Source organism: Agrobacterium sp. ST15.13.015 (genome assembly GCF_027871645.1).
Lineage (GTDB): Bacteria > Pseudomonadota > Alphaproteobacteria > Rhizobiales > Rhizobiaceae > Agrobacterium > Agrobacterium leguminum.
The window spans coordinates 168,440-189,048 of the sequence record NZ_JAQAHF010000001.1; the positions used below are offsets into that span (position 1 = coordinate 168,440).

24 protein-coding genes are annotated in these 20,609 nt (G+C 59.3%); 13 read left to right on the top strand and 11 right to left on the bottom strand.

Features of this window, described 5'->3' with window-relative positions; all coding sequences use genetic code 11:
* Nucleotides 1-69: 69 nt before the first annotated feature.
* From PIB16_RS00800 to PIB16_RS00815, 4 genes are all read left to right on the top strand, one after another.
* Entirely contained in the window at nt 70-519 is a 450-nt protein-coding gene (locus tag PIB16_RS00800) for a DoxX family protein (protein WP_003524478.1), read from the top strand.
* Between the two features lie 138 nt (nt 520-657).
* A complete protein-coding gene (locus PIB16_RS00805) occupies nt 658-1,383 on the top strand; it encodes a type 1 glutamine amidotransferase (protein WP_161987712.1) in 726 nt (241 codons plus the stop codon).
* A gap of 58 nt (nt 1,384-1,441) precedes the next feature.
* Complete coding sequence (locus PIB16_RS00810) at nt 1,442-1,630, top strand: YegP family protein (protein ID WP_059759498.1); 189 nt, start codon at nt 1,442-1,444, stop codon at nt 1,628-1,630.
* 178 nt (nt 1,631-1,808) lie between these two features.
* Entirely contained in the window at nt 1,809-2,921 is a 1,113-nt protein-coding gene (locus PIB16_RS00815; RefSeq protein ID WP_080855815.1) for a glycoside hydrolase family 25 protein, read from the top strand.
* Nucleotides 2,922-2,933: 12 nt separating this feature from the next.
* On the opposite strand, the gene PIB16_RS00820 is transcribed toward PIB16_RS00815, so the two are convergent.
* Nucleotides 2,934-3,809, bottom strand: a complete 876-nt coding sequence (locus PIB16_RS00820; protein ID WP_065654698.1) for a DMT family transporter — start codon at nt 3,807-3,809, stop codon at nt 2,934-2,936.
* Nucleotides 3,810-3,924: 115 nt separating this feature from the next.
* On the opposite strand from PIB16_RS00820, the gene PIB16_RS00825 reads away from it, so the two are divergent.
* Nucleotides 3,925-5,337, top strand: coding sequence for an aminotransferase-like domain-containing protein (locus tag PIB16_RS00825; protein ID WP_271044814.1), 1,413 nt, complete (start codon nt 3,925-3,927; stop codon nt 5,335-5,337).
* 72 nt (nt 5,338-5,409) lie between these two features.
* On the top strand, nt 5,410-5,727 hold the full coding sequence (locus PIB16_RS00830; protein WP_271044815.1) for a hypothetical protein: 318 nt from the start codon (nt 5,410-5,412) through the stop codon (nt 5,725-5,727).
* A 71-nt stretch (nt 5,728-5,798) separates the two neighbouring features.
* Here PIB16_RS00830 and PIB16_RS00835 read toward each other — a convergent pair whose 3' ends face one another.
* Nucleotides 5,799-6,257, bottom strand: a complete 459-nt coding sequence (locus tag PIB16_RS00835; RefSeq protein WP_020808452.1) for an Rrf2 family transcriptional regulator — start codon at nt 6,255-6,257, stop codon at nt 5,799-5,801.
* A 154-nt stretch (nt 6,258-6,411) separates the two neighbouring features.
* On the opposite strand from PIB16_RS00835, the gene PIB16_RS00840 reads away from it, so the two are divergent.
* On the top strand, nt 6,412-7,299 hold the full coding sequence (locus PIB16_RS00840) for an NAD(P)/FAD-dependent oxidoreductase (protein ID WP_271044816.1): 888 nt from the start codon (nt 6,412-6,414) through the stop codon (nt 7,297-7,299).
* Here PIB16_RS00840 and PIB16_RS00845 read toward each other — a convergent pair whose 3' ends face one another.
* Complete coding sequence (locus tag PIB16_RS00845; RefSeq protein WP_271044817.1) at nt 7,300-8,076, bottom strand: AraC family transcriptional regulator; 777 nt, start codon at nt 8,074-8,076, stop codon at nt 7,300-7,302.
* A 94-nt stretch (nt 8,077-8,170) separates the two neighbouring features.
* Here PIB16_RS00845 and PIB16_RS00850 point away from each other — a divergent pair, with 94 nt between their 5' ends.
* Nucleotides 8,171-8,578: a DUF2000 family protein gene (locus PIB16_RS00850; protein ID WP_065654693.1), complete on the top strand. Its 408-nt coding sequence runs from the start codon at nt 8,171-8,173 to the stop codon at nt 8,576-8,578.
* Nucleotides 8,579-8,647: 69 nt separating this feature from the next.
* Here the strand turns inward: PIB16_RS00850 and lepA are convergent, their stop codons facing one another.
* From lepA to PIB16_RS00865, 3 genes are all read right to left on the bottom strand, one after another.
* A complete protein-coding gene (lepA, locus tag PIB16_RS00855) occupies nt 8,648-10,486 on the bottom strand; it encodes a translation elongation factor 4 (protein ID WP_035240402.1) in 1,839 nt (612 codons plus the stop codon).
* A 61-nt stretch (nt 10,487-10,547) separates the two neighbouring features.
* Nucleotides 10,548-11,417 (bottom strand): carbon-nitrogen hydrolase family protein, encoded by an 870-nt coding sequence (locus PIB16_RS00860; protein ID WP_078051399.1) that lies wholly within the window; start codon nt 11,415-11,417, stop codon nt 10,548-10,550.
* On the bottom strand, nt 11,414-12,022 hold the full coding sequence (locus PIB16_RS00865; RefSeq protein WP_161987707.1) for a GNAT family N-acetyltransferase: 609 nt from the start codon (nt 12,020-12,022) through the stop codon (nt 11,414-11,416). The genes PIB16_RS00860 and PIB16_RS00865 overlap by 4 nt, the downstream gene beginning before the upstream one ends.
* A 73-nt stretch (nt 12,023-12,095) precedes the next feature.
* Here PIB16_RS00865 and PIB16_RS00870 point away from each other — a divergent pair, with 73 nt between their 5' ends.
* From PIB16_RS00870 to PIB16_RS00880, 3 genes are all read left to right on the top strand, one after another.
* A complete protein-coding gene (locus PIB16_RS00870; RefSeq protein ID WP_271044818.1) occupies nt 12,096-12,497 on the top strand; it encodes a ketosteroid isomerase-related protein in 402 nt (133 codons plus the stop codon).
* A gap of 95 nt (nt 12,498-12,592) precedes the next feature.
* Complete coding sequence (locus PIB16_RS00875; protein WP_142844142.1) at nt 12,593-13,174, top strand: helix-turn-helix domain-containing protein; 582 nt, start codon at nt 12,593-12,595, stop codon at nt 13,172-13,174.
* A 20-nt stretch (nt 13,175-13,194) separates the two neighbouring features.
* Nucleotides 13,195-13,713, top strand: a complete 519-nt coding sequence (locus PIB16_RS00880) for a GNAT family N-acetyltransferase (protein ID WP_065654687.1) — start codon at nt 13,195-13,197, stop codon at nt 13,711-13,713.
* Between the two features lie 18 nt (nt 13,714-13,731).
* On the opposite strand, the gene PIB16_RS00885 is transcribed toward PIB16_RS00880, so the two are convergent.
* A complete protein-coding gene (locus PIB16_RS00885) occupies nt 13,732-14,805 on the bottom strand; it encodes an alpha/beta hydrolase family protein (RefSeq protein WP_271044819.1) in 1,074 nt (357 codons plus the stop codon).
* Nucleotides 14,806-14,950: 145 nt separating this feature from the next.
* On the opposite strand from PIB16_RS00885, the gene PIB16_RS00890 reads away from it, so the two are divergent.
* Nucleotides 14,951-16,045: a helix-turn-helix domain-containing protein gene (locus PIB16_RS00890; RefSeq protein WP_271044820.1), complete on the top strand. Its 1,095-nt coding sequence runs from the start codon at nt 14,951-14,953 to the stop codon at nt 16,043-16,045.
* 6 nt (nt 16,046-16,051) lie between these two features.
* On the opposite strand, the gene PIB16_RS00895 is transcribed toward PIB16_RS00890, so the two are convergent.
* Both PIB16_RS00895 and PIB16_RS00900 read right to left on the bottom strand, forming a co-directional pair.
* The gene (locus PIB16_RS00895) at nt 16,052-17,155 is read right to left on the bottom strand and encodes a TRAP transporter substrate-binding protein (protein WP_065654685.1); all 1,104 of its coding nucleotides are present in this window, start codon (nt 17,153-17,155) and stop codon (nt 16,052-16,054) included.
* 162 nt (nt 17,156-17,317) lie between these two features.
* Nucleotides 17,318-17,788 carry a group III truncated hemoglobin gene (locus PIB16_RS00900; protein WP_271044821.1) on the bottom strand — a complete coding sequence of 157 codons (471 nt, stop codon included), beginning with the start codon at nt 17,786-17,788 and terminating at the stop codon, nt 17,318-17,320.
* Between the two features lie 140 nt (nt 17,789-17,928).
* On the opposite strand from PIB16_RS00900, the gene mbfA reads away from it, so the two are divergent.
* Nucleotides 17,929-18,912: an iron exporter MbfA gene (mbfA, locus tag PIB16_RS00905; RefSeq protein WP_174043810.1), complete on the top strand. Its 984-nt coding sequence runs from the start codon at nt 17,929-17,931 to the stop codon at nt 18,910-18,912.
* A 56-nt stretch (nt 18,913-18,968) separates the two neighbouring features.
* Here the strand turns inward: mbfA and PIB16_RS00910 are convergent, their stop codons facing one another.
* Together PIB16_RS00910 and PIB16_RS00915 are read right to left on the bottom strand one after the other, a co-directional pair.
* On the bottom strand, nt 18,969-19,583 hold the full coding sequence (locus tag PIB16_RS00910) for a transglutaminase-like cysteine peptidase (RefSeq protein WP_003524508.1): 615 nt from the start codon (nt 19,581-19,583) through the stop codon (nt 18,969-18,971).
* Nucleotides 19,584-19,701: 118 nt separating this feature from the next.
* Complete coding sequence (locus PIB16_RS00915) at nt 19,702-20,490, bottom strand: alpha/beta hydrolase (RefSeq protein WP_174043814.1); 789 nt, start codon at nt 20,488-20,490, stop codon at nt 19,702-19,704.
* Between the last annotated feature and the right edge of the window lie 119 nt (nt 20,491-20,609).

A 20,609-nucleotide genomic window follows, 5' to 3' on the forward strand; every position in this document is an offset into this window, starting at 1 on the left:
CGTACGCTTGTTCTTATCATGCGGCTTTGCGAACAGAGAAGCTGTCGAAGGCTGAAACGTGGAGATCCTATGGCCCAGTTCGAGAATAATCGTCAGCGTCTTTTCGTTCCGGCGGTCGCACCGCTTTATAATGCGACACACGATCTAGTGGAGACGATCCTGCGCGTCACGGCCGGGCTTCTTCTTGTCACCCATGGTTTCGGCAAGATCGTCAATCCTTTCGGCGCAGTCGGCATGGTGGAGAGCCTCGGCTTTTATCCCGGCGTCTTCTGGTCGCCGCTGCTTGCCGCCACGGAATTTTTCGGCGGCATTCTGGTCGCCATCGGCCTGTTCACACGGCCGGCATCTTTCGCGGCCATGATCGTTCTTCTGGTAACGGTTTATTTTCACGGCATCGTAAAGGCGGAAGGTCTGGGCGGCGCGGAAAAATCGATCCTTTGGGCCGCGATTTTCCTGTTCTTTGCCGTTCGTGGCGGTAACCGGCATTCCGCAGACGCCAAGCTGGCGCGTGAATTCTAAAGCGCATCAGGTCAGGTCATCCGCCTGTCGTCGCACTGACGACGCCGCGGCTCTTGAAAATCGATTTTTCTCGTGGTGAAGCTGGATTCGATCGGCACTCTTGGCCGGTTGAATCCATTGTCGTCTCCACGAGGTCTTATGCGCGTCGCAATCATAGAAAACATGGCGGGTACGCCGCATGGGCAACTCGGCGTAGCGCTGGAAGAAGCGGCGGCGGAAATCCATGTGATCCGCGCCTATGCGGGTGAGTCGCTCCCAAGGGATGCCGCCGACCATGATGCGCTTGTCGTTCTGGGCGGCGAACAGAACGCGCTTGACGATGCGCTTTATCCCTATCTTGCCGATCTCGCCCTTCTCATGAAAGCCTTTGGCGATGCTGGTAAAGCGGTCATGGGTGTGTGCCTCGGCAGCCAGTTGCTGGCGCGCGCCTATGGCGGAGAGAATATTCTCTCGGGGCCGCCGGAATTCGGCTGGCAGGATGTCTCCCTGACGGAAGAGGGCGTGTCCGATCCGCTATTGGCCGGGCTGGAAAAGACCTTTCCTATTTTTCAGTGGCATTGCGATACATTTACGCTTCCGCCGGACGCCACGCGGCTTGCGACCAATGGCGCGACACGAAATCAGGCCTTTCGCATCGGCCGGGCGGTCTATGGCACGCAATTCCATTTCGAGGCCTCGACCGCCGTGGTTGATGGCTGGTGCCAGGCGTTTCCTGCTTCCGTCGAAAGAATGTCGCCGGGCTGGCTGGAGAATTATCGTGACCACCGTGGCTTGCGCGCAGAAATGGCCGATGCAGCCGGGCTGGAGATCGCTCGAGCCTGGGTACGGCTCATTCAGATCGGCGATTTTCCGTTGCGAAAGTGATCGAGGCCGAACAGAGTTGCGGCTGATGGACTACCGCGCGAAAGGAGGCGCAAAGATTATGTACAAATTCGAAATCTATCAGGACAAGGCCGGCGAATATCGTTTCCGCTTCAAGGCATCCAACGGGGAGACAATGTTCTCGTCGGAAGGGTACAAGGCGAAGGCGTCGGCTATCCATGCGATCGAATCGATCAAGAGAAACTCCCCCGGCGCCGACACTGTCGATCTGACCGCCATGACGGCCTGAGCCGCGCCACGACGCGAGAACTCGAACCGTTTCGCCTGCCAGAAATGACGGGCGCATCGGCGTGTGCCGACGTAAAGATAAGATTCAGTCTTTTTTGATAATCTTCCGTTAGCATTTGTATTTCGAGGTCTCCGGGCGGCATCAGAGTGCCCCCGATTTGTTTTGCGTACGGGTTCTCATGCGTTCATCGGCTGTGCCAGCACTTTTCTTCGGTTGCTTCTTGCTTGGAGGCTGCACGTCCAGTTCCGGGCCGGAAAGCCTGATGGCCGGGTTGCCCTCGAAGGAAACGACGAGTTCGGTCACGCCATCCGCGCCGGTGCCGCAGGCAAGTGTCGGTACCCAGCCCATTTCAGCAAAGCCACGGCAGGAAGTTCTGGCATGGGGCGGGCCGGTGCCTGACGAACCCAAGGCCTTTTCCGCTGTCACCCCCAGGGCGTCGTTAACGCAGAATGCGCCTGAAATCCGTTTGCCGGTTCCGTCACAGGCGGCGGGAATGGTGCGGCCGGCGGAGCGCCCCACGATCAACCAGATGGAGCGCCCGGTCCAGTTGGCCATGGCTGCGGCCCCGGCGGCGAGCGCCGGTGCGCAAATCCGCTCGCGCATTTTCCGCTCCAGCTTCAGCGATGCCAAGCCGATCAATTTCGGCAAGGTCCAGCCGCGTCATTTCCAGGTCCACGGGGTGGATGTATCCCGCTGGCAGGCCAATATAAACTGGCCGCAGCTGCGCACACGCGGCGCCAATTTCGCCTTCATCAAGGCGACGGATGGCGGCGACCATCTCGATCCGATGTTCCGCACCAACTGGCAGCGCGCGAAGGAAGCGGGCATTCGCCGCGGCGCTTACCACTTCTTCTACTGGTGCCGCAACGCCAGCGAACAGGCGGACTGGTTCATTCGCAATGTACCGCGCGACCCGGAAGCCCTGCCGCCGGTCATCGACGTGGAATATAACGGCGAATCGAGCTGCAAGATGCGCCATTCCCGTGAACGCGTTCTGGAAAAGATGCGCGTCTTCATGGACAAGCTTGAGCGCCATTACGGCCAGCGGCCGATCATTTATACGGCGCCCGATTTTTACAAGGACAACCTCCAGGGCGAATTCCAGGATTATCCCTTCTGGCTGCGCGCCGTCGCCCAGCATCCATCGGTGGTTTATCCCGGCCGCAAGTGGCTGTTCTGGCAATATTCCGGTTCCGGCCTGTCGCACGGCGTCGATGGTCGCATCGATCTCAATGTCTTCAACGGCAGTGAGGATGCATGGCATCGCTGGGTGGACCGCCGTTCGAGCTGACGATGGCAGCCGTCAGCGCGCGAATTTTCGCGCGCCTGCAACACAGAGCACCACCACAAGCGTAACGGCGATCATGGCCGGGCTCACCTCCTCATGCAGCAGGGTCGCGGCAAGTGCCAGCCCGAAGAAGGGCTGAAGCAGTTGCAGCTGGCCGACGGCTGCGATGCCGCCAAGCGCCAGTCCGCGATACCAGAAGATGAAGCCGATCAGCATGCTGAACAGGGAAACATAGGCAAGGCCGGCCCAGGCCTGCGGGTCGATGCCGGCAAGCGTTTCCGGCCCGGTGAAGAAAGCAAGCGGCAGCATTACCGGCAGGGAAAGAACCAGCGCCCAGGAAATGACCTGCCAGCCGCCCAGCTTGCGGGAAAGGGCAGCACCTTCCGCATAGCCAAGCCCGCAGACGATGATTGCGCCGAGCATCAGAAGATCGCCGGCAAGCGACGCCTCGATCCCGGCGGCAAACGAATTCGACAGCGAAAACCCCGCAACAAGCGCGCTTCCAAGACAGGAAAAGAGCCAGAAGACGGGGCGTGGGCGTTCTCCACCGCGCAGCACCGCGAAGATTGCTGTCGCGAGCGGCAAGAGCCCCACGAAAACGATGGAATGCGCCGAGGTGACATGCCGCAGGGCGAGTGCGGTCAGTAACGGGAAGCCCACCACGACACCGAGCGAGACGATGAAAAGCGATGTCAGGTCATCGCTCGCCGGGCGCTTTTGCCTGAACAGAAACAGCAGCGCCAGCGCCAGCAGGCCGGCAATGCTGGCGCGGGCGACGGTCAGGAACACCGGATCGAAACCCGTTACCGCAATGCGTGTCGCGGGCAGCGAACCGCTGAATATCACCACGCCTGTCAGACCGCTCAGCCAGCCGCTCGTCGTCTTGTCCATTGTCAACTCCTGCGTTTTGCCTTTCTTGATCCGGAATGGCTGGCAGGAACAGCGACAATCATATACAATTTCAACAAACTGTTATGGTATCATAAGCGGTACAGTTGGAGGAAGTGTGGACGGACAAGTCGCTGCGGGCACGCGCATAGAGAAGGTGATGGCAAGTGTGCGGCAACGCATCGCCTCGCGCAGCCTGGTGCCTGGCGCGCGCCTGCCGTCGGTCAGGGCACTGGCGAAGACCATGCAGGTTTCCACCTCCACCGTTGTCGAGGCCTACGACCGGCTCGTGGCGGATGGTACGATAAGCTCGCGCCCCGGCTCCGGTTTTTTCGTTTCGGGCCCGCTTGCGCCCCTGTCGCTTGCCGATATCGAGCCGCAGCTCGACAGGGCGGTGGATCCCTTGTGGGTCTCGCGGCAGGCGCTGGATGAGGGTTCCGTTCTCGCCAAACCCGGCTGCGGCTGGCTTCCCGCATCGTGGATGCCGCAGGAAGCGTTGAGGCGGGCGATGCGCGGGCTTGCCCGCGCCGACGCCGCCCTGCTGACGGATTATGGCAGTCCGATGGGGCTGTTGCCGCTGCGCCAGCTTCTGTCACGCCGGCTGGCCGAACACGGGGTGCAGGCGGGCGCCAGCCAGATCATGCTCACCGATTCAGGCACGCAGGCGATCGATCTTCTTTGCCGTTTCCTGCTGCAGCCGGGCGATACGGTTGTTGTCGATGACCCATGCTACTTCAATTTCCATGCTCTTTTGCGGGCGCATCGGGTGAAGATCGTCGGTATTCCCTATACGCCGACCGGACCGGATCTGGCACTCTTCGAGCAGGCGCTGAAAGACCATCAGCCCCGGCTTTATATCACCAATTCCGCAATCCATAATCCGACAGGTGCAAGGCTTTCCGCCGTTTCCGCCCATCGCCTGCTGATGCTCGCCGAGCAGGTGGGGCTGACCATCATCGAGGATGATATTTTTGCCGATTTCGAAACCCAGGCCGCGCCCCGGTTGGCGGCCTTCGACGGTCTTAACCGCGTCGTCCAGATAGGCAGTTTTTCAAAAACACTGTCGGCCTCCGTGCGGTGCGGTTTCATCGCAGCACCCATGGCTTGGGTGGAAGCCCTGACCGATCTCAAGATCGCCACCACTTTTGGCGGAACGCATTTTTCGGCAGCGCTGGTCCTGTCGCTTTTGACCGATGGCAGTTACCGCAAGCATGTCGAGGCGCTGAGGCAGCGTCTTGCGGCAACGATGCCGGAGGTGGCGGCGCGTCTGAGATCGGTCGGATGTGTGCCGTGGATCGAACCGCAGGCGGGCATGTTTTTATGGTGCCGCCTGCCGGACGGGGTTGATGCCGCCGATGTGGCGCGCCGAGCGCTTTCGCGTCAGGTGGTGCTGGCCCCCGGCAATGTGTTCAGTTCCTCGCAGAACGCCTCCGGTTTCATGCGTTTCAATGTGTCGCAAATGGCAGGTCCGCAGGTCATGACGGTGCTGGCGGAGGCGCTTCAGCAAGCGCCCGAACCTCGTCGGTTGTAAGCGTTCTGGAAGGAATCGGAACAAAATCCCGTGAACGTCGTTTTCTCCGCAGAATGAAGAGGAGGAAACACCATGACATTCGATCCCAACAACCCGCGTCCGGACCGCGATCTTCGTCCGGAAGTGAATATCAGCAATGAACCGCATGCCCGCACGTCGTCGTCCTGGGTGCCGTGGTTGGCGATCATCGTCGTCGTATTGGTGGGCGTTTTCGCCTGGTCGCAGATGAGCGGCCCGACCACCGATCCGGCCACGACATCCTCCACCACGCCGCCAGCGGCAACGGATCAGGCACCGGCGCCCATGGCTCCAACCGCTCCGGCAACACCGCCTGCGAACAACACCGCACCGGCAAGCCCGAATACGGGCGGCACGCAGACCCAGCCGTAACGGGCCTACTGATATGATAAAACCGCCTGCCTCCGGGCAGGCGGTTTTTCTTTGCGGCCATCATCCGCGCCCTAAAGCTGCTCCATCGCGGAAGGGTGGTTGGAAACCCTGGACCAACGGCTGATGGATTCCTGTGCCAGTTGCGAAAGGGCAATGCTCCCGAAACGGGATAGCAGAATGTTTTCCGCCTCTTTCATGGCGTCGAAAAGTGCTGCATTGACGGCCTGTTCAATAACGCAATTCGGGTTGTCGCCCGCCAGCCCTATCGAGAACAGTTCCGGTGCGCCAAGCGCCCGGTAAATGTCGAGCAGCGTGATTTCGCTGAGCGGCCGCGCCAGCACCCACCCGCCGCCATGGCCCTTTTCCGACGAGACATAACCATGCTCGCGCAAGCCGGCCATTGTCCTGCGCACCACCACCGGGTTGGTCTGAAGCATCGCCGCGATGCTCTCGGATGTCGCCGCACCCTTATGATTTTCCATATGGATCAGAATATGCAGCACCCGTGAAAGCCGCGTGTCGTGTCTCATTGTCCAAACCCGTCTGTTTACACCGACGCTATCACTTTCGATGTGACGTAACAATATAAGTTGCGTGACTATTGACTCTGAAAATCACGTAACAATATAAGTATCGTGAAATGAACCGGCACTTCCGCCTCTTTCCTGAAACGATGGGTGCATCATGAAATTCGACGTCATCATTATCGGCGGCAGCTATGCCGGCCTCTCGGCCGCCCTGCAGCTTGGACGCGCCAGAAAAAACATTCTGGTGGTGGACGCCGGTGAACGGAGAAACCGTTTCGCCAGCCATTCCCACGGTTTTCTCGGCCAGGATGGAAAGGCGCCGGGTGAAATTATCGCCGAGGCGCGCCGCCAGATCGAACGTTACCCGACCATAGATTGGGTTGAGGGGAGGGTGACCGATGCCGAAGGCTCCTCCGGCGATTTTGTAGTCGAGATCGATGGCAAACGCCGTGAGACAGCGGACCGGCTGATCCTCGCCATGGGCGTCACCGATGAATTGCCTGCTATTGCCGGGCTGAAAGAGCGTTGGGGCTCTTCGGTCTTCCATTGCCCCTATTGCCATGGTTACGAGCTCAATCAGGAAAAGATCGGTGTCATCGCCGCTTCACCTCTGGCCATTCACCACGCATTGATGCTGCCCGACTGGGGCGAGACGACCTTTTTCACCAATGGCGTATTCGAGCCGGATGGGGATCAGCAGGCATTGTTGGCGGCCCGGGGCGTGCGGGTGGAAACAACCCGAATCCGGGAAATTACGGGGCATGCGGATGTCGTTATGGCGGATGGACGCAGCATCGCATTGGCTGGCCTTTTCACCCAGCCGAAGTTGCGTATCGCCTCGAACTGGCTGGAAAAACTTGGCTGCGCCGTGGAGGATGGGCCGATGGGATCGACCATCGTGACAGATCCCATGAAACAGACCACGGCCCGCGGCATCTTCGCCTGCGGTGATGTGGCAAGGCCTGCCGGCTCAGTCGCCCTTTCGGTGGGAGACGGCGCCATGGCGGGTGCTGCGGCTCACCGGTCGATCCTGTTTCCGGAATGATCAATGCGAAACAAGATTGAGCCAGCGGCCCGGCGGCATGCCGAAGGCATTTTTGAAATGTCGGGTAAAATGCGCCTGATCCGCAAAACCGCAGGCAAATGCCGTTTCCGCAAGGCCCGCACCCGCACGCATCATCTCTTTGCATTTTTGCAGCCGGCGCATGAGGAGATAACGGTGCGGGCTGGTGCCGAACAGGAAGCGAAAGTGCCGAAAGAGCGTGAAGCGGTCGAGCCCGCTTATCCGTTCCAGCTCTTCGGAACCGACGGTGTCGGCGCTATTCTCCAGCAGATAGTCCCGGCACCGTAAAACGGCGATCCGGTCGATCCGTTTGATGGTTCTGGCGCTTCCGTTTGAATGTTTCCAGAGCAAATCCGCCAGTCTCGACTGCCAGTCGGTGAGAAGCAGATTGTCCGGCGCGCCTTCCAGATTGCCAAGCGCCTCGATGAGGCATTGCCGGAATTCCTCATCCTCGATGACGGGATTCTGGGCGAAGGGCAGTGCATTATATCCCGCCTCAGTTGCTTTTTCGGGCGGAAGATAAAGCATACGGTAGCGCAGGCCTTCATCGGTGCCTGCGCCGCCATCGTGAACTTCGTCCGGATGCAGCACGATTACCCTTCCGGGCGTGCTGAAATGCGATTTCCCCCGATAGGAAAAAGTCTGGACGCCGGAAAGCGTGACACCCAGCGCATAGGTATCATGACGGTGCGGCGCATAGGCGTTGCCATGAAAGCGCGCTTCGATGCGCTCTATGCCTTCGCTGGAGGGTGCCTGCACGATCCCTTCGAATTTGCACGAACGTTCAAGATCGCCGACGCCCCGAGGCGCTAGGATCGCTTCTCTTTCGTAACCACAGCCAGATTGAGTTCGCATGTTTGATACCAAGATCGCCGTCATCCTTCGCGATGACCTTGCCGTGTGGCAAAAACTGAACGTTACCGCATTTCTCATGTCCGGGATCGTCGCCCAGACCAAGGAGATCATTGGAGAACCATACCGCGACGGGGCGGGCAACGTCTATAATCCCCTGTCCATCCAGCCGATTGTCGTTATGGCGACGGATCAGGAGGCCTTGCGCAAAATCCACCAGCGATCCCTCGAGCGCGACGTCACGGCATCGCTTTATATCGAGGAAATGTTCGCCACCGGGCACGATGTCGCCAATCGCCAGGTATTTTCGGAGTTTTCACCGGAGAATGCCAAGGTGGTTGGCATGGCGCTGAGGGCCGACAGGAAGATCGTCGACAAGATCACCAAGGGTGCGAAGCTGCACGCGTGATAGAAGCCTAAACGCAAAAGGGAGGCGATGGGCCTCCCTTCAATCGCGACGGCAATATGATTTTGCCGCTTATTCGTCGTTCATCTTCAGCGCAGCGATAAAGGCTTCCTGCGGAATTTCCACCTTGCCGAACTGGCGCATGCGCTTTTTGCCTTCCTTCTGCTTGTCGAGAAGTTTGCGTTTGCGCGTCGCGTCGCCGCCATAGCATTTCGCCGTCACGTCCTTGCGCAGCGCGCGCACGGTTTCGCGGGCAATGACCTTGCCGCCGATGGCCGCCTGGATCGGGATCTGGAACATGTGCGGCGGAATGAGTTCCTTCAGCTTTTCGCACATGCCACGCCCGCGCCGGTCGGCCGCCGAGCGGTGAACGAGCATGGAGAGCGCATCCACCGGATCGCCGTTGACGAGGATCGACATCTTGACGAGATCGCCTTCGCGATAGTCGATGATGTTGTAATCGAACGAGGCGTAACCCTTGGAGATGGATTTCAGCCGGTCGTAGAAATCGAACACCACTTCGTTGAGCGGCAGTTCATAGGTGATCATCGCACGGTTGCCGACATAGGTCAGCTCCGTCTGCAGGCCGCGCCGGTCCTGACAGAGTTTCAGGATGCCGCCGAGATATTCGTCCGGCGTCATGATCGTCGCCTTGATCCACGGCTCGCGGATTTCCTTGATCTTCACAACGTCGGGCATGTCGGCCGGGTTGTGCAGTTCCTTCTCCGTGCCATCGGTCAGCGTCATTTCATAGACGACCGAGGGCGCGGTGGCGACGAGATCGAGATTGAACTCGCGCTCGAGGCGTTCCTGAATGATTTCGAGATGCAGCAGGCCGAGGAAGCCGCAGCGGAAACCGAAACCGAGGGCGGCGGAGGACTCCATTTCGAAGGAGAAGGAAGCGTCGTTGAGGCGAAGCTTGCCCACCGCCGCGCGCAAATCTTCGAAGTCGGCCGCATCGACCGGGAAGAGGCCGCAGAACACCACGGGCTGCGCGGGCTTGAAGCCGGGCAGGGCCTGCGCCGTCGGGCGCTTGTCGTCGGTGATGGTGTCGCCAACACGCGTATCGGCAACTTCCTTGATCGAGGCGGTGATGAAGCCGATCTCGCCGGGGCCGAGGCTGTCGACATTGACCATCTTCGGGGTCAGCACGCCGACGCGCTCGATGCCGTATTTCGCGCCCGAGCCCATCATGCGGATCTGCTGGCCCTTGCTCAGCACGCCATCGATGACGCGCACCAGAACCATGACGCCGAGATAGGTGTCATACCAGCTATCGACCAGCAGCGCTTTCAGCGGTCCGTTTTCGCCGACTTCGCTCTTCGGCGGCGGCAGACGGTGGACGATGGCTTCCAGAACGTCGGGAATGCCAAGACCGGTCTTGGCGGAAATCATCACGGCGTCGGAGGCGTCGATGCCGATCACCTCTTCGATCTGCTCCTTGATACGGTCGGGTTCGGCCGCCGGCAGGTCGATCTTGTTGAGCACGGTGACCAGCTCGTGATTGTTGTCGATCGCCTGATAAACGTTGGCAAGCGTCTGGGCTTCCACGCCCTGCGATGCGTCGACCACCAGCAGCGAACCTTCACAGGCCGAAAGCGAGCGGGACACTTCGTAGGCGAAGTCGACGTGGCCGGGCGTGTCGATGAGGTTCAGCACATAGGTCTCGCCGTTATTCGCCTTGTAGTGCAGGCGCACGGTCTGGGCCTTGATGGTGATGCCGCGTTCGCGCTCGATATCCATCGAATCGAGAACCTGTTCCGACATGTCGCGTTCGGCAAGGCCGCCTGTCGACTGGATCAACCGGTCGGCCAGCGTCGATTTGCCATGATCGATGTGGGCAACGATCGAGAAGTTGCGGATATGGTCCAGGGGCGTGCGGGTCGAATTTGTGCTCATGTCCCGCGCTATAGCAGGGGCTTGTCACACCGCAAAGCGGGAATTTGGTTAAAAGCCTTTTAAAATGGGCTTTTCAGATCGCAAATTGCTCCGGCCAGTCGCGCCGGGTGGCCACCTGTCCTTCAGTGCGGAGCCTTGCGACGGCGGCAAGATCGATATCGGCGATCAGAAGCGTGCTCTGTGTCACCGCATCGCTTTCGCTTTCCGCGACGATACCGGATGCGGGCATGCCGTAGTCGGACGGCACGTAAAGGGCGGCGCGGCCGCGATTCTCATCGACGGCGGGAGACCATGGGGCCTCGCCCGCGGTGGGGGAGGAGAGGATGGCATATTGGTTTTCCAATGCCCTGGCCTGCGCGCCGATTCGTACCCGGTAAGCACCCGCCAACGTGTCGGTACAGCTGGGGGCGAGCACGAGTTCGACGCCGAGCTCCGCCAGTCTGCGGCCTAGCATCGGGAACTCGTTGTCGTAACAGATGAGGATGCCAAGCCTGCCGATCGGCGTCTCGAAGGCTTTCAGGCCCTCGATGCCGGCATGAATGTTCCATTGCTCCCGCTCGAAGCGGGTCATGATCTGCTTGTCCTGATAACCGATCAGCCCATCCGGGCCGAACAGCCATGCGCGGTTGCGGAACTTGCCGTCCGGGTCCTTCACCGGCGCGCTTCCCGGCTGGAAGAGGATTTGATGTTGCCGCGCCAGCTCCTCGCAAAGCTCTACCCAGGAAGGGATCAACGGCTGTATCTCTTCGATGGAACGGTGCAGATCGGAGCGCGCGGCGGGCGGCAATTGCCCGGTCAGCGTCATTGCCGAATATTCCGGCAAAAGCAGCAGTTCCGCACCCTTTTCCTTCGCCTCGCGAATGATGGCGGAGAGATGCGCGGCATAAGCCTCCCATGTCTCGATCAGCTCGATGGCATATTGGCTGGCGGCAAGGCGTGTCATTTGTCTCCGTCTCCGGCAAGAATGGTCTTCATCCAGAAGGACAGCGGTTTCGGGCTTTCAACGCTTTCGTCGAGGTCCTGCCATGTGAAGCTGGTGCGCAGTTCCGGGTGATGGCTATAACCGCGCTTTTCCCAGAAGGCGTTCAGCGGCACGTAGTCCGCCGGGCGTCGTGGATGGTCTGCGGGTCGCTCCACAGCACAGAAAGTGCACCTGTCGAAACCGAGCCGCTTTGCATGCGCCTCCCGTTCTTCGAAGAAACGCACCCCAATGCCGTGGCCGCGATAGCCGGGCAGAAGTACGCTTTCACCGAAGTAGAATATCCGGTCCGGATCGTAACCTGCTTTGACGAAGGGCTCCTTCACCTCTTCGGTCTCGGCCGCCATCGGCATGCCGGTGGACATGCCGATCACTTTGCCGTCATCAAGCGCCAGCACGAAGACGGCGCCGTCCGTATCGGCATAGGTCGCGAGATATTTGCGCTCATAGTCCAGCGAGCCGTCATAGAGATAGGGAAAGGCGCGAAACACCTCGATCCGCAGGCGCGCGAGGTCATCGAAATAGGGTGTGGCGTCAATGCCGGAAAGAGACTTGATTTCGACGGTCATGGGCATTTTCACTTTCGGTTGCACTGGTTATACCGTCATGGAAAACCCGCGCAAGCATTGAACGGAGAAGACGATGACCGCTGCCGAGACCATCCGCGCCTACTACGAAGCCTTCAACCGTCAGGACATGGATACCTTTCTGGCGCTTCTTCACGATGAGGTGGTGCACGACATCAATCAGGGCGAGCGCCAGACCGGCAAGGCCGCCTTCGCTTCCTTCATGGACCATATGAACCGCTGCTATAAGGAAAACCTCACCGACATGGTCATCATGGCGAGCGAAGATGGCAAGCGTGCTTCCGCAGAATTCATCGTCAACGGCGAATATCTCAAGACCGACGAGGGATTGCCCGAGGCGAATGGCCAGAAATACGTACTGCCGGCCGGTGCCTTTTTCGACCTGAAGGACGGAAAAGTTAGCCGAGTAACGAACTACTATAATCTGAACGACTGGATTGCCCAGGTCGGCGCCTGACACGTTCTTTTGCCGCAAAGCAACTGGCGGCAAAGACGGTGATAATTTCCATTATCATGGATATTGACTCCATCATATGAGAGTGCAATTCTCATATGATGGAAAACGAAGATCATATTCTTGAGCGCTCGATCGGCGAGCGGATCAAAACATTGCGGGCTGAAAACGGCCTGACGCTGGACAGGCTCGCCGCCGAATCCGGCGTCAGCCGCGCCATGATTTCCCGGATCGAGCGTGGAGAGGCGAGCCCCACGGCCTCGCTGCTGGCCCGCATCTGCGCAGCCCTTGGCCTGTCGCTTTCCGGTTTCTTCGCTGAAAACGAAGAGGCTGTGTCCCCGCTTATGAAAAAGCGTGATCAGCAGCTCTGGAAAGATCCGGAGACCGGTTATGTGCGCCGCGCCATCTCTCCGCCGCGTGTGGGATCCGATGTCGATATCGTCGAAGTCGAATTTCCGCCCGGCGCGCGCGTGGGCTTCCCTCCGCATGCGGCGAGCCGGGGGATGACGCAATATGTCTGGCTTTTCGAAGGTGTGCTGGAAATGACGAGCGGCGGAGACGTTCACCGGCTGGAACCCGGAGATTGCCTTTTCATGCCGGTTGGCGAGGGGCATGTTTTCCACAACCCCTCCGAAAAACCTGCCCGTTATGCCGTCGTGCTGGACCAAAGACAGCGCTGATTTCCCCGACAGGAGTTTTTATGACCACCATCCGCGTGTTGAACCGGGAAGAGACCATCGATGTCTTGCCCGAACTCTGTGAGGTTCTGGCTGCCTGCGTGAACGGGGGCGCATCCGTCGGCTTCATGTTGCCCTTTTCACCGCAGGATGCGCAGCCTTTCTGGCAGTCAGTTGCAGAAGCGGCGGGCGAGGGCAGCACCATTCACGTGGTGGCGGAGGTAGATGGCAGGGTGGTGGGCACCGTTCAGGTCGGCCTTGCCTCCAAACCCAACCAGCCGCATCGCGGCGATTTGATGAAGCTTCTGGTGCATCCGTCCGCGCGAGGCCTCGGACTTGCCCGCAAGCTCATGCAAAAAGTGGAAGAGGAGGCGGCGAAACGCGGTCGTACCCTTTTGGTGCTGGATACGGCCACGGGCAGCGATGCCGAGGCGATTTATCCTCGCCTCGGCTGGGAGCGGGTCGGCGTCATCCCCGATTACGCCCTGTTTCCTGATGGACGCTTTTGCGGCACGACCCTTTTCTATAAGCGGATCGGCTAGGCCTTTCAGTCTGCCGCCTTACTGACCCGGCTTCAGTGTACGGTTGAAGGCGGCAGCGATCATCGTCTCCAATTGTGCGTGAATATCCGCGCGGTCCCGCGGTCCGGCCGGTTCGCAGATGGGATCGCGCTCGCCGACGGATTTGAGAAAGGCGTCGGCATCCGGTTTGCACAACGGCAGGAAGCTGAAATGATTGGCCTCATCCACTTGCTGATAGGTCGCGCCGGGCACTTCGTTCGCGAGTTTATCTGCAAGCACGGCGGGTGGAATTTTGCCCTTACTGCCGAGATTGATGAAGGTGAGCGGAATATCGATCTGCTTCAGGTTGTCAGGCCGAAAGGCGAGCGCCAGACCGGGATCGACCAGTACGCCGGACCGAATACGGGGATCGCGGTTCTGCTGCTCGAAACGTGCCTTGTCGATGGTTCTGAGATCGAGCTTCGGCACGCTGACCGGCTTGCCCTTGAGATAACCTCGGCCACCCGCGAACCATTGGCAATCCATCATCGTGGCATAGTCTTCGCAATAGCGCGCATAAGCATCAAGATCGGCGCGCGCGCCCGAAATCTCCATCGCCGCACTGCCGCCGAGCGAAAAGCCGAGCACGCCGATCCTTTGCGCGTCGATAGCACTCGACCATTTGCCCTTTGCCGTTAGAACAGTGACAATCGTGGAAAGATCGTCCGTTCGCTCCCAGATTTTCGGTGTATCGGCGGGTGTGGAATCGCCACTGGTGGTGCCGGGGTGGTTGGCTCCGGCGACAATGAAACCTTCGCTCGCAAGTTTCGCGGCGATCCATGCCATGCCGGACACTCGTGAACCCGAGCCGTGAGACAGAAGCACAAGCGGCAGCCGACCCGGCTTCACCGCGCTATCCTTGAACACGGGCGTGCCCTGAAAAATCCGGTCATCGCCGGAAACCGTCTGCGTGCCCTTTCCGTCGGAGGGATACCAGATGGTGACGGCAAGGTCCTTGCCGCGTGCCGGCGAATGGATGGCGGTTTCGCTGACGCCGACAGCCTCGCCTGCAAAAACAGGCTGGCTGACGAGAGCGGAAAACAGGATGGCCGTGACGGTGGCGATAGGGCGCATGAAAACCTCGTGCGGTTGGAAAGAACGGGGTTCAATCTGCGCCGCCACATATGTTTTGCGTCCTTGATCGTGTTAAAGGTCGTCCCGAAACGCGATCTGGTCCATGAATTGGCAATATAAGCCGTTGTTTCGGGGATATTCATTCGTGCTGTTCATTCCGCTGCCTTTCGTCGTGGCGCTTCTGCTGGTTGTCATGTTCATCGTGTTCTTTCGAGGCGGAGACGATGTGCGAACCAATCGGGCCTTTCTGACGTTGATCGCGCTTTGTGCCCTTCAATCCGTCCTTGTCGGACTGCGCTGGGGGTATGGCGTCAGCGAAGCGCGTTATGTTTTGCCGGTCCTCGCCGCCTGCCTGCCGCCGCTCGTCTACATTGCTTTTCGTGGGCTGATGAGAGTGGCGGCGGAGAGCAGGATAGCGATGCTTGCCAACCTCGCTTTGTCGCCTTTGCTCATCGTCATCATGGAATTCATCTGGCCGATGGCGATCGATCTTGCGCTGATCGTCATTTTTGTCGGCCACGCCATTGCCCTGCTTCTTCTTGGCAGAAAGGGGCCGGATGGGCTGGACGAGGCGCAATTTGCCAGCGTCACCTCGGCGCACCGGGCGCTTATTATCGCTGCAATCGCTCTTTGTGTTTCTGCCCTGTTCGATCTGCTCGTGTTTTTCGATTTCGAATGGGCGCATGGGCAGAATGTTGCAGCGCTGGTCAGCAATGCCAATCTTTTTGGCCTGCTGTTGATTGGCCTCATGGCCGCGCTGGCCGGCAAGAGCAAGGCGCCGCAAACAGGCATAGAACCTGTCGCGGAATTGTCAGCATCGGCGGAGCCATCGGAACAGGACCGCGATATCGTCGCAAGGGTTGATCGGCTGATGGAGACACAGGCGCTTTACCGTGATGAGAATCTCAACCTGTCGCGGCTTGCAAGACGCCTCGGCCTGCCGAGCCGGCAGATATCAGGCGCGATCAACCGCTCCCTCGGCGTCAATGTCTCGCAATATGTCAATCAGTTGCGCATCCGCGAAGCCTGCCGGCTGCTGGAAGAGACGGAGCAATCGGTGACCGCGATCATGCTGTCCTCCGGCTTTCAGACCAAGTCCAATTTCAACCGCGAATTTCGCCGCGTCACCGGCATGAGCCCGGTCGACTGGCGGGAGCGTGAAGTGTGGAAGCTGGTCTCGCCAAACAAAACGGTCACCCGGCAGATGCCGGATGACCGTTTGAAGATCGTCGGGAAATGATGGGGATCAGAGCGTGCCGTTGCGCTGCTGGATCATCATGTAGGTGTCATAGGTGTATTCGGCGATCTGCGCCCAGAGATAGGCGTCCTTCTTGAAGGCCTGCTGGCTCTCGTAGATTTTCTTGAAGCTCTCGTTCTTGGCAGAAATCTCCGCATAGGTGTCCTGTGCCGCCTTGTGGCAGACATCGAGGATTTCCTGGCTGAAGGGGCGCAGGATGGCGCCCTGCGCCACGAGTTCCTTCAGCGCCTTGGGATTGCGGGCGTCGTAACGCTCCAGCATGCTGGCGCTGCCGGCGGCGCAGGCGTCTTTCAGGATGCGCTTGTAGTTCTCCGGAAGCTCGTTGAACTTCTGCAGATTGACGAAGGCATGAACGGCCGGGCCGCCTTCCCACCATGCCGGGTAGTAATAATATTTCGCGACCTTGTAGAAGCCGAGCTTCTGGTCGTCATAGGGACCGACGAATTCGGTGGCGTCGATCGTGCCCTTTTCCAGGGCCGCATAGACATCGCCGCCGGCGATCTGCTGAGGTGTCACGCCGACCTTCTGCATCACCTGGCCGGTCAGGCCGGCGATACGCATCTTCAGACCCTTCAGGTCGTCGATGGTGTTGATTTCCTTGCGGAACCAGCCGCCCATCTGGGCACCGGTATTGCCGAGCAGGATCGAATAGATATTGTGCTGGGCAAGGAATTCGTTGAGCAGCTCATTGCCGCCGGCCTGGTTGAACCAGGCATTCGTCTGGCGTGCATTGAGGCCGAAAGGAACCGAGGTTCCGAGCGCGAAGGTCGGGTCCTTGCCGACGTAATAATAGGAGCAGGTATGCGCCATTTCGACGGTCCCGGCCGTCACCGCATCCGCCGCCTGCAGCGCCGGCACGATTTCGCCGCCGGCAAAGTGCTGAATGACGAAGTTGCCGCCGGAGGCTTCCTTGACATGGTCGGCGACGATCTGGCCCGCGCCGAAAAGAATGTCGAGGCCCTTGGTGAAGGACGACGTCATGCGCCAGGTGATCTTGGGGTTTTCCTGTGCGATGGCCGGAGCGGCAAGCGCCGTTGCGGTAACACCGGCGCCGAGAGCGCCCGCCTTGCGGATAAATGATCTGCGATCCATGTCGATAAGCCCCGTTATGTCTGCATATTACAGGCGAACCGCACGGTACGCCTCCCGCAGGTTACTAATCATTTATCCCCGCAGCCATCAAGAGGGAATGTTCGAAACTTGCGTGATCTCCGGTGATGCTTGGCGAATGTTGCTTTGTCACGTCTTTCCGCGTCACTTGCTGCGCATCAACGCCGGGTCGTCCATTGCGGGATTGTAAAACAGCGAAAGCGTCAGGCTTCTGGCGATGCGTTCCGCCGTTTCCATGAACCAGCCATGGGCCTCTCTGTTCGGCGCGATGTCATCCAGCGTGGCGGAAAAAAGCGCAAGCCATTGCGGGAAATGCTCCGCCGACATGCCCTTTACGCCGAGATGCGCCTGCACGGGTTTGCCGCCATAACCACCATTCTTGAACGCGACAGCCGCCCAGAACTGTTTCATCCTGGCCATATGTTCCGGCCAGCGCCCGGCAAGCCGCGCATCAAAAACCGGGCCGAGCGTGGGATGTGCAAGAACGCGGCCGTAGAATGTCTCCACCAGCAAATCGATGAAACCGGCATCGACGCCGATCTCCGCCATGGCTTTTTCCGCCCTGTCCTGAATTTCCGCGCCGTGGGCGGCTCTGGCCGCAATGTCGTCCTGCATGGTGTTTCCTTTTTTGCGAATTTACCCCGCTGCGATGCGGCCCGCAATGCGACCCTTTGCCTTATTAGAATTATTCTAAGAAGGCTTGATCCCGGTGCGATGCGGATGTATTTAGAATTATTCTAAAAAAGGTTTCAGCCATGTTTCGCAGTCTTTTTTCCCTGTCCAAACGTCCCTTTTCCTCCCTCGGCGAACAGGAGATTCTCGCGCTCGCCATTTCATCCGAAGAGGACGATTCCCGTATCTATCGCTCCTATGCCGATCATCTGCGCGCGCAATATCCGCAATCGGCTAAAGTCTTCGAGGATATGGCCGAGGTCGAGCAGCAGCATCGAAACGTGCTGATCGATATGCATCGCCGCCGCTTCGGAGAAACCATCCCGCTGATCCGCCGCGAACATGTGCGTGGTTTCTATGAGCGCAGCCCGGACTGGCTGGTGAAGAACCTGTCGCTCGAAAAAATCCGCGCTCAGGCCGAATTGATGGAAGCCCAGGCGATCCGCTTCTACGATGAGGCCGTCAAGCGCACCAGCGATGCCTCAACACGCAAGCTCCTCGGCGATCTGGCCGAGGCAGAGCGGGGTCACGAAGACATTGCGCAGATGCTGCAAGAAAAACACCTCGATGAAAACGGCAAGACCGAAGAGGCGGAAACCGCAAAACGGCAATTTCTTCTGACCTATATTCAGCCGGGTCTTGCGGGGCTTATGGATGGCTCCGTCTCGACGCTCGCGCCGATTTTCGCGGCCGCCTTTGCCACGCAGGATACCTGGCAGACCTTCCTTATCGGCCTCTCGGCCTCCGTCGGCGCGGGTATTTCCATGGGCTTCACCGAAGCCGCCCATGATGATGGCAAGCTTTCTGGCCGCGGTTCTCCGGTAAAGCGGGGCCTTGCCTCGGGCATCATGACGGCCATAGGCGGCCTCGGCCACGCATTGCCCTATCTCATTCCACATTTCTGGACAGCGACCGCGATTGCCGCCGTCGTCGTTTTCGTGGAACTCTGGGCCATCGCCTTCATTCAGAACCGCTTCATGGAAACGCCGTTCCTGCGCGCGGTGTTTCAGGTGGTCCTCGGCGGCTCACTGGTGCTCGCGGCCGGCATCATCATCGGCAATGGGTGAAAAAAGAAAGAGCCCGCAATAGCGGGCTCTTAATTCCTTCGAACCTGGCACAGGCGTTAGCGCAATGCGCCGACCAGCACGTCGCGGCCATCCTCAATGGAGACCCAGCGGCCCGTATTGAAGGACGCCTGCCGCTTCAGATAGGTGTAGTTGGTGTCGGTCCACAGCTTCACGTCGTCGGTGAGATTATCGAGAATATAATCGCCGTCGGTGGTGCGAAGGGTCAGCACGGCATGGCCCTCGCCATCCGGCTTGCGCACGACGGTGATCAGAAGATCAGCCACGGAAAAACCACGCTCGACCAGCTTCTTTCGCTTCAGTAGCACGAAATCTTCGCAGTCGCCGGCGGTCGTCGGATATTCCCAGACTTCGTCCTTGCCGTAGATTTCCTGATCGGTCATCGCCACGATGGTGGTATTGACGGACGTATTGACCTCGCGAATGACATCCCAGCCATAATCCGTGACGCGCGGCGGCGGCGTCGCCTTGCTGCGAATATTGCATTCATCGGCATATTTCTGACAGAACTCATAATGGCCGATAGGCTGGGAGGTAATCCCCCCCGTCACCATGGAAGGGCTTCCCTTGGTTTCCGCCGTGGCGGAGGCAGCAGTCATTAGCCCGGCGGCAACTGCAAACAGCAGCGCACGCGCCAGCGGTGCGTTCATCATGAAACCCGTCCCTTAATTCTTAACGAAAAGTTAAGAGGGATAGGGGGCTTGAGTCAATCGCTAGCAATCGGCGGCGCGCAAGACTCGTCGAATATGGTTAAGAGCGTTGCGCAAATGCCTATATTGCAAGGGCTTTGACCGCGGCGAGCATCCGCTCGATATCCTGCGGCCGGGAAAGCCGATGGTCGCCGTCGCGGATCAGCGTCAGCACGACGTCGTCGGACGGAAGATGTTCCATAAGCTTCAGTGCATGCTGATAGGGAACATCCGGGTCGCGCATGCCCTGCAGGATGTGAACGGGGCAGCCGGTGGTGATGATACCCTGCAGCACGCGGTTCTGCTTCCCGTCTTCCATCAGCGCGCGGGTGAAGATGTTGGGCTCGGGGCTATATTCCGAATGTTCCTCGAAATAACCCTTTTCCGCCAGAGAGGTTTTTTCCGCATCCGAAAGGCTGGGCTCTATCAGCTCCTGCGTGAAATCCGGCGCTGGCGCAATGAGGACGAGACCGGCGACGGATGGCGCGCTGCCCGCCTTGCGCAGCTCCTCGACCATGCGTAGCGCAATCCATCCGCCCATGGAGGAGCCGATGAGAACGACGCGCGACGGCGCCTTTGCGCGCACCACGGCAAGAGCCTCTTCCAGCCAGCGGGAAATCGTGCCCTTCCTGAAGTCGCCGCCGGAGGCGCCATGGCCGGAATAGTCGAGCCGCAGGCAGGCAAGACCGTTTTCAGCGGCGAAGCGATCGAGTTCAACCGCCTTGGTTCCGGTCATGTCGGAACGATAGCCGCCGAGCCATACCAGCATCGGCATATTCTCGCCCGAAGCCGCCGGGCGATGAAGGAAAGCGATGTCGCGAGTGTCGTTGTCGGGGCCTACGCGCAGGAATTCAGCGGCTTGTTCGGTCATGTATATGCAATTCTCCTGATTTTGGTGCAACAACGGCGGCGTATTTGCAAAAACCGTGACAACAGGTGATCTTTTCGGGCAGATATGCTATTGACTTCGCCACGGCAATAACGACATTT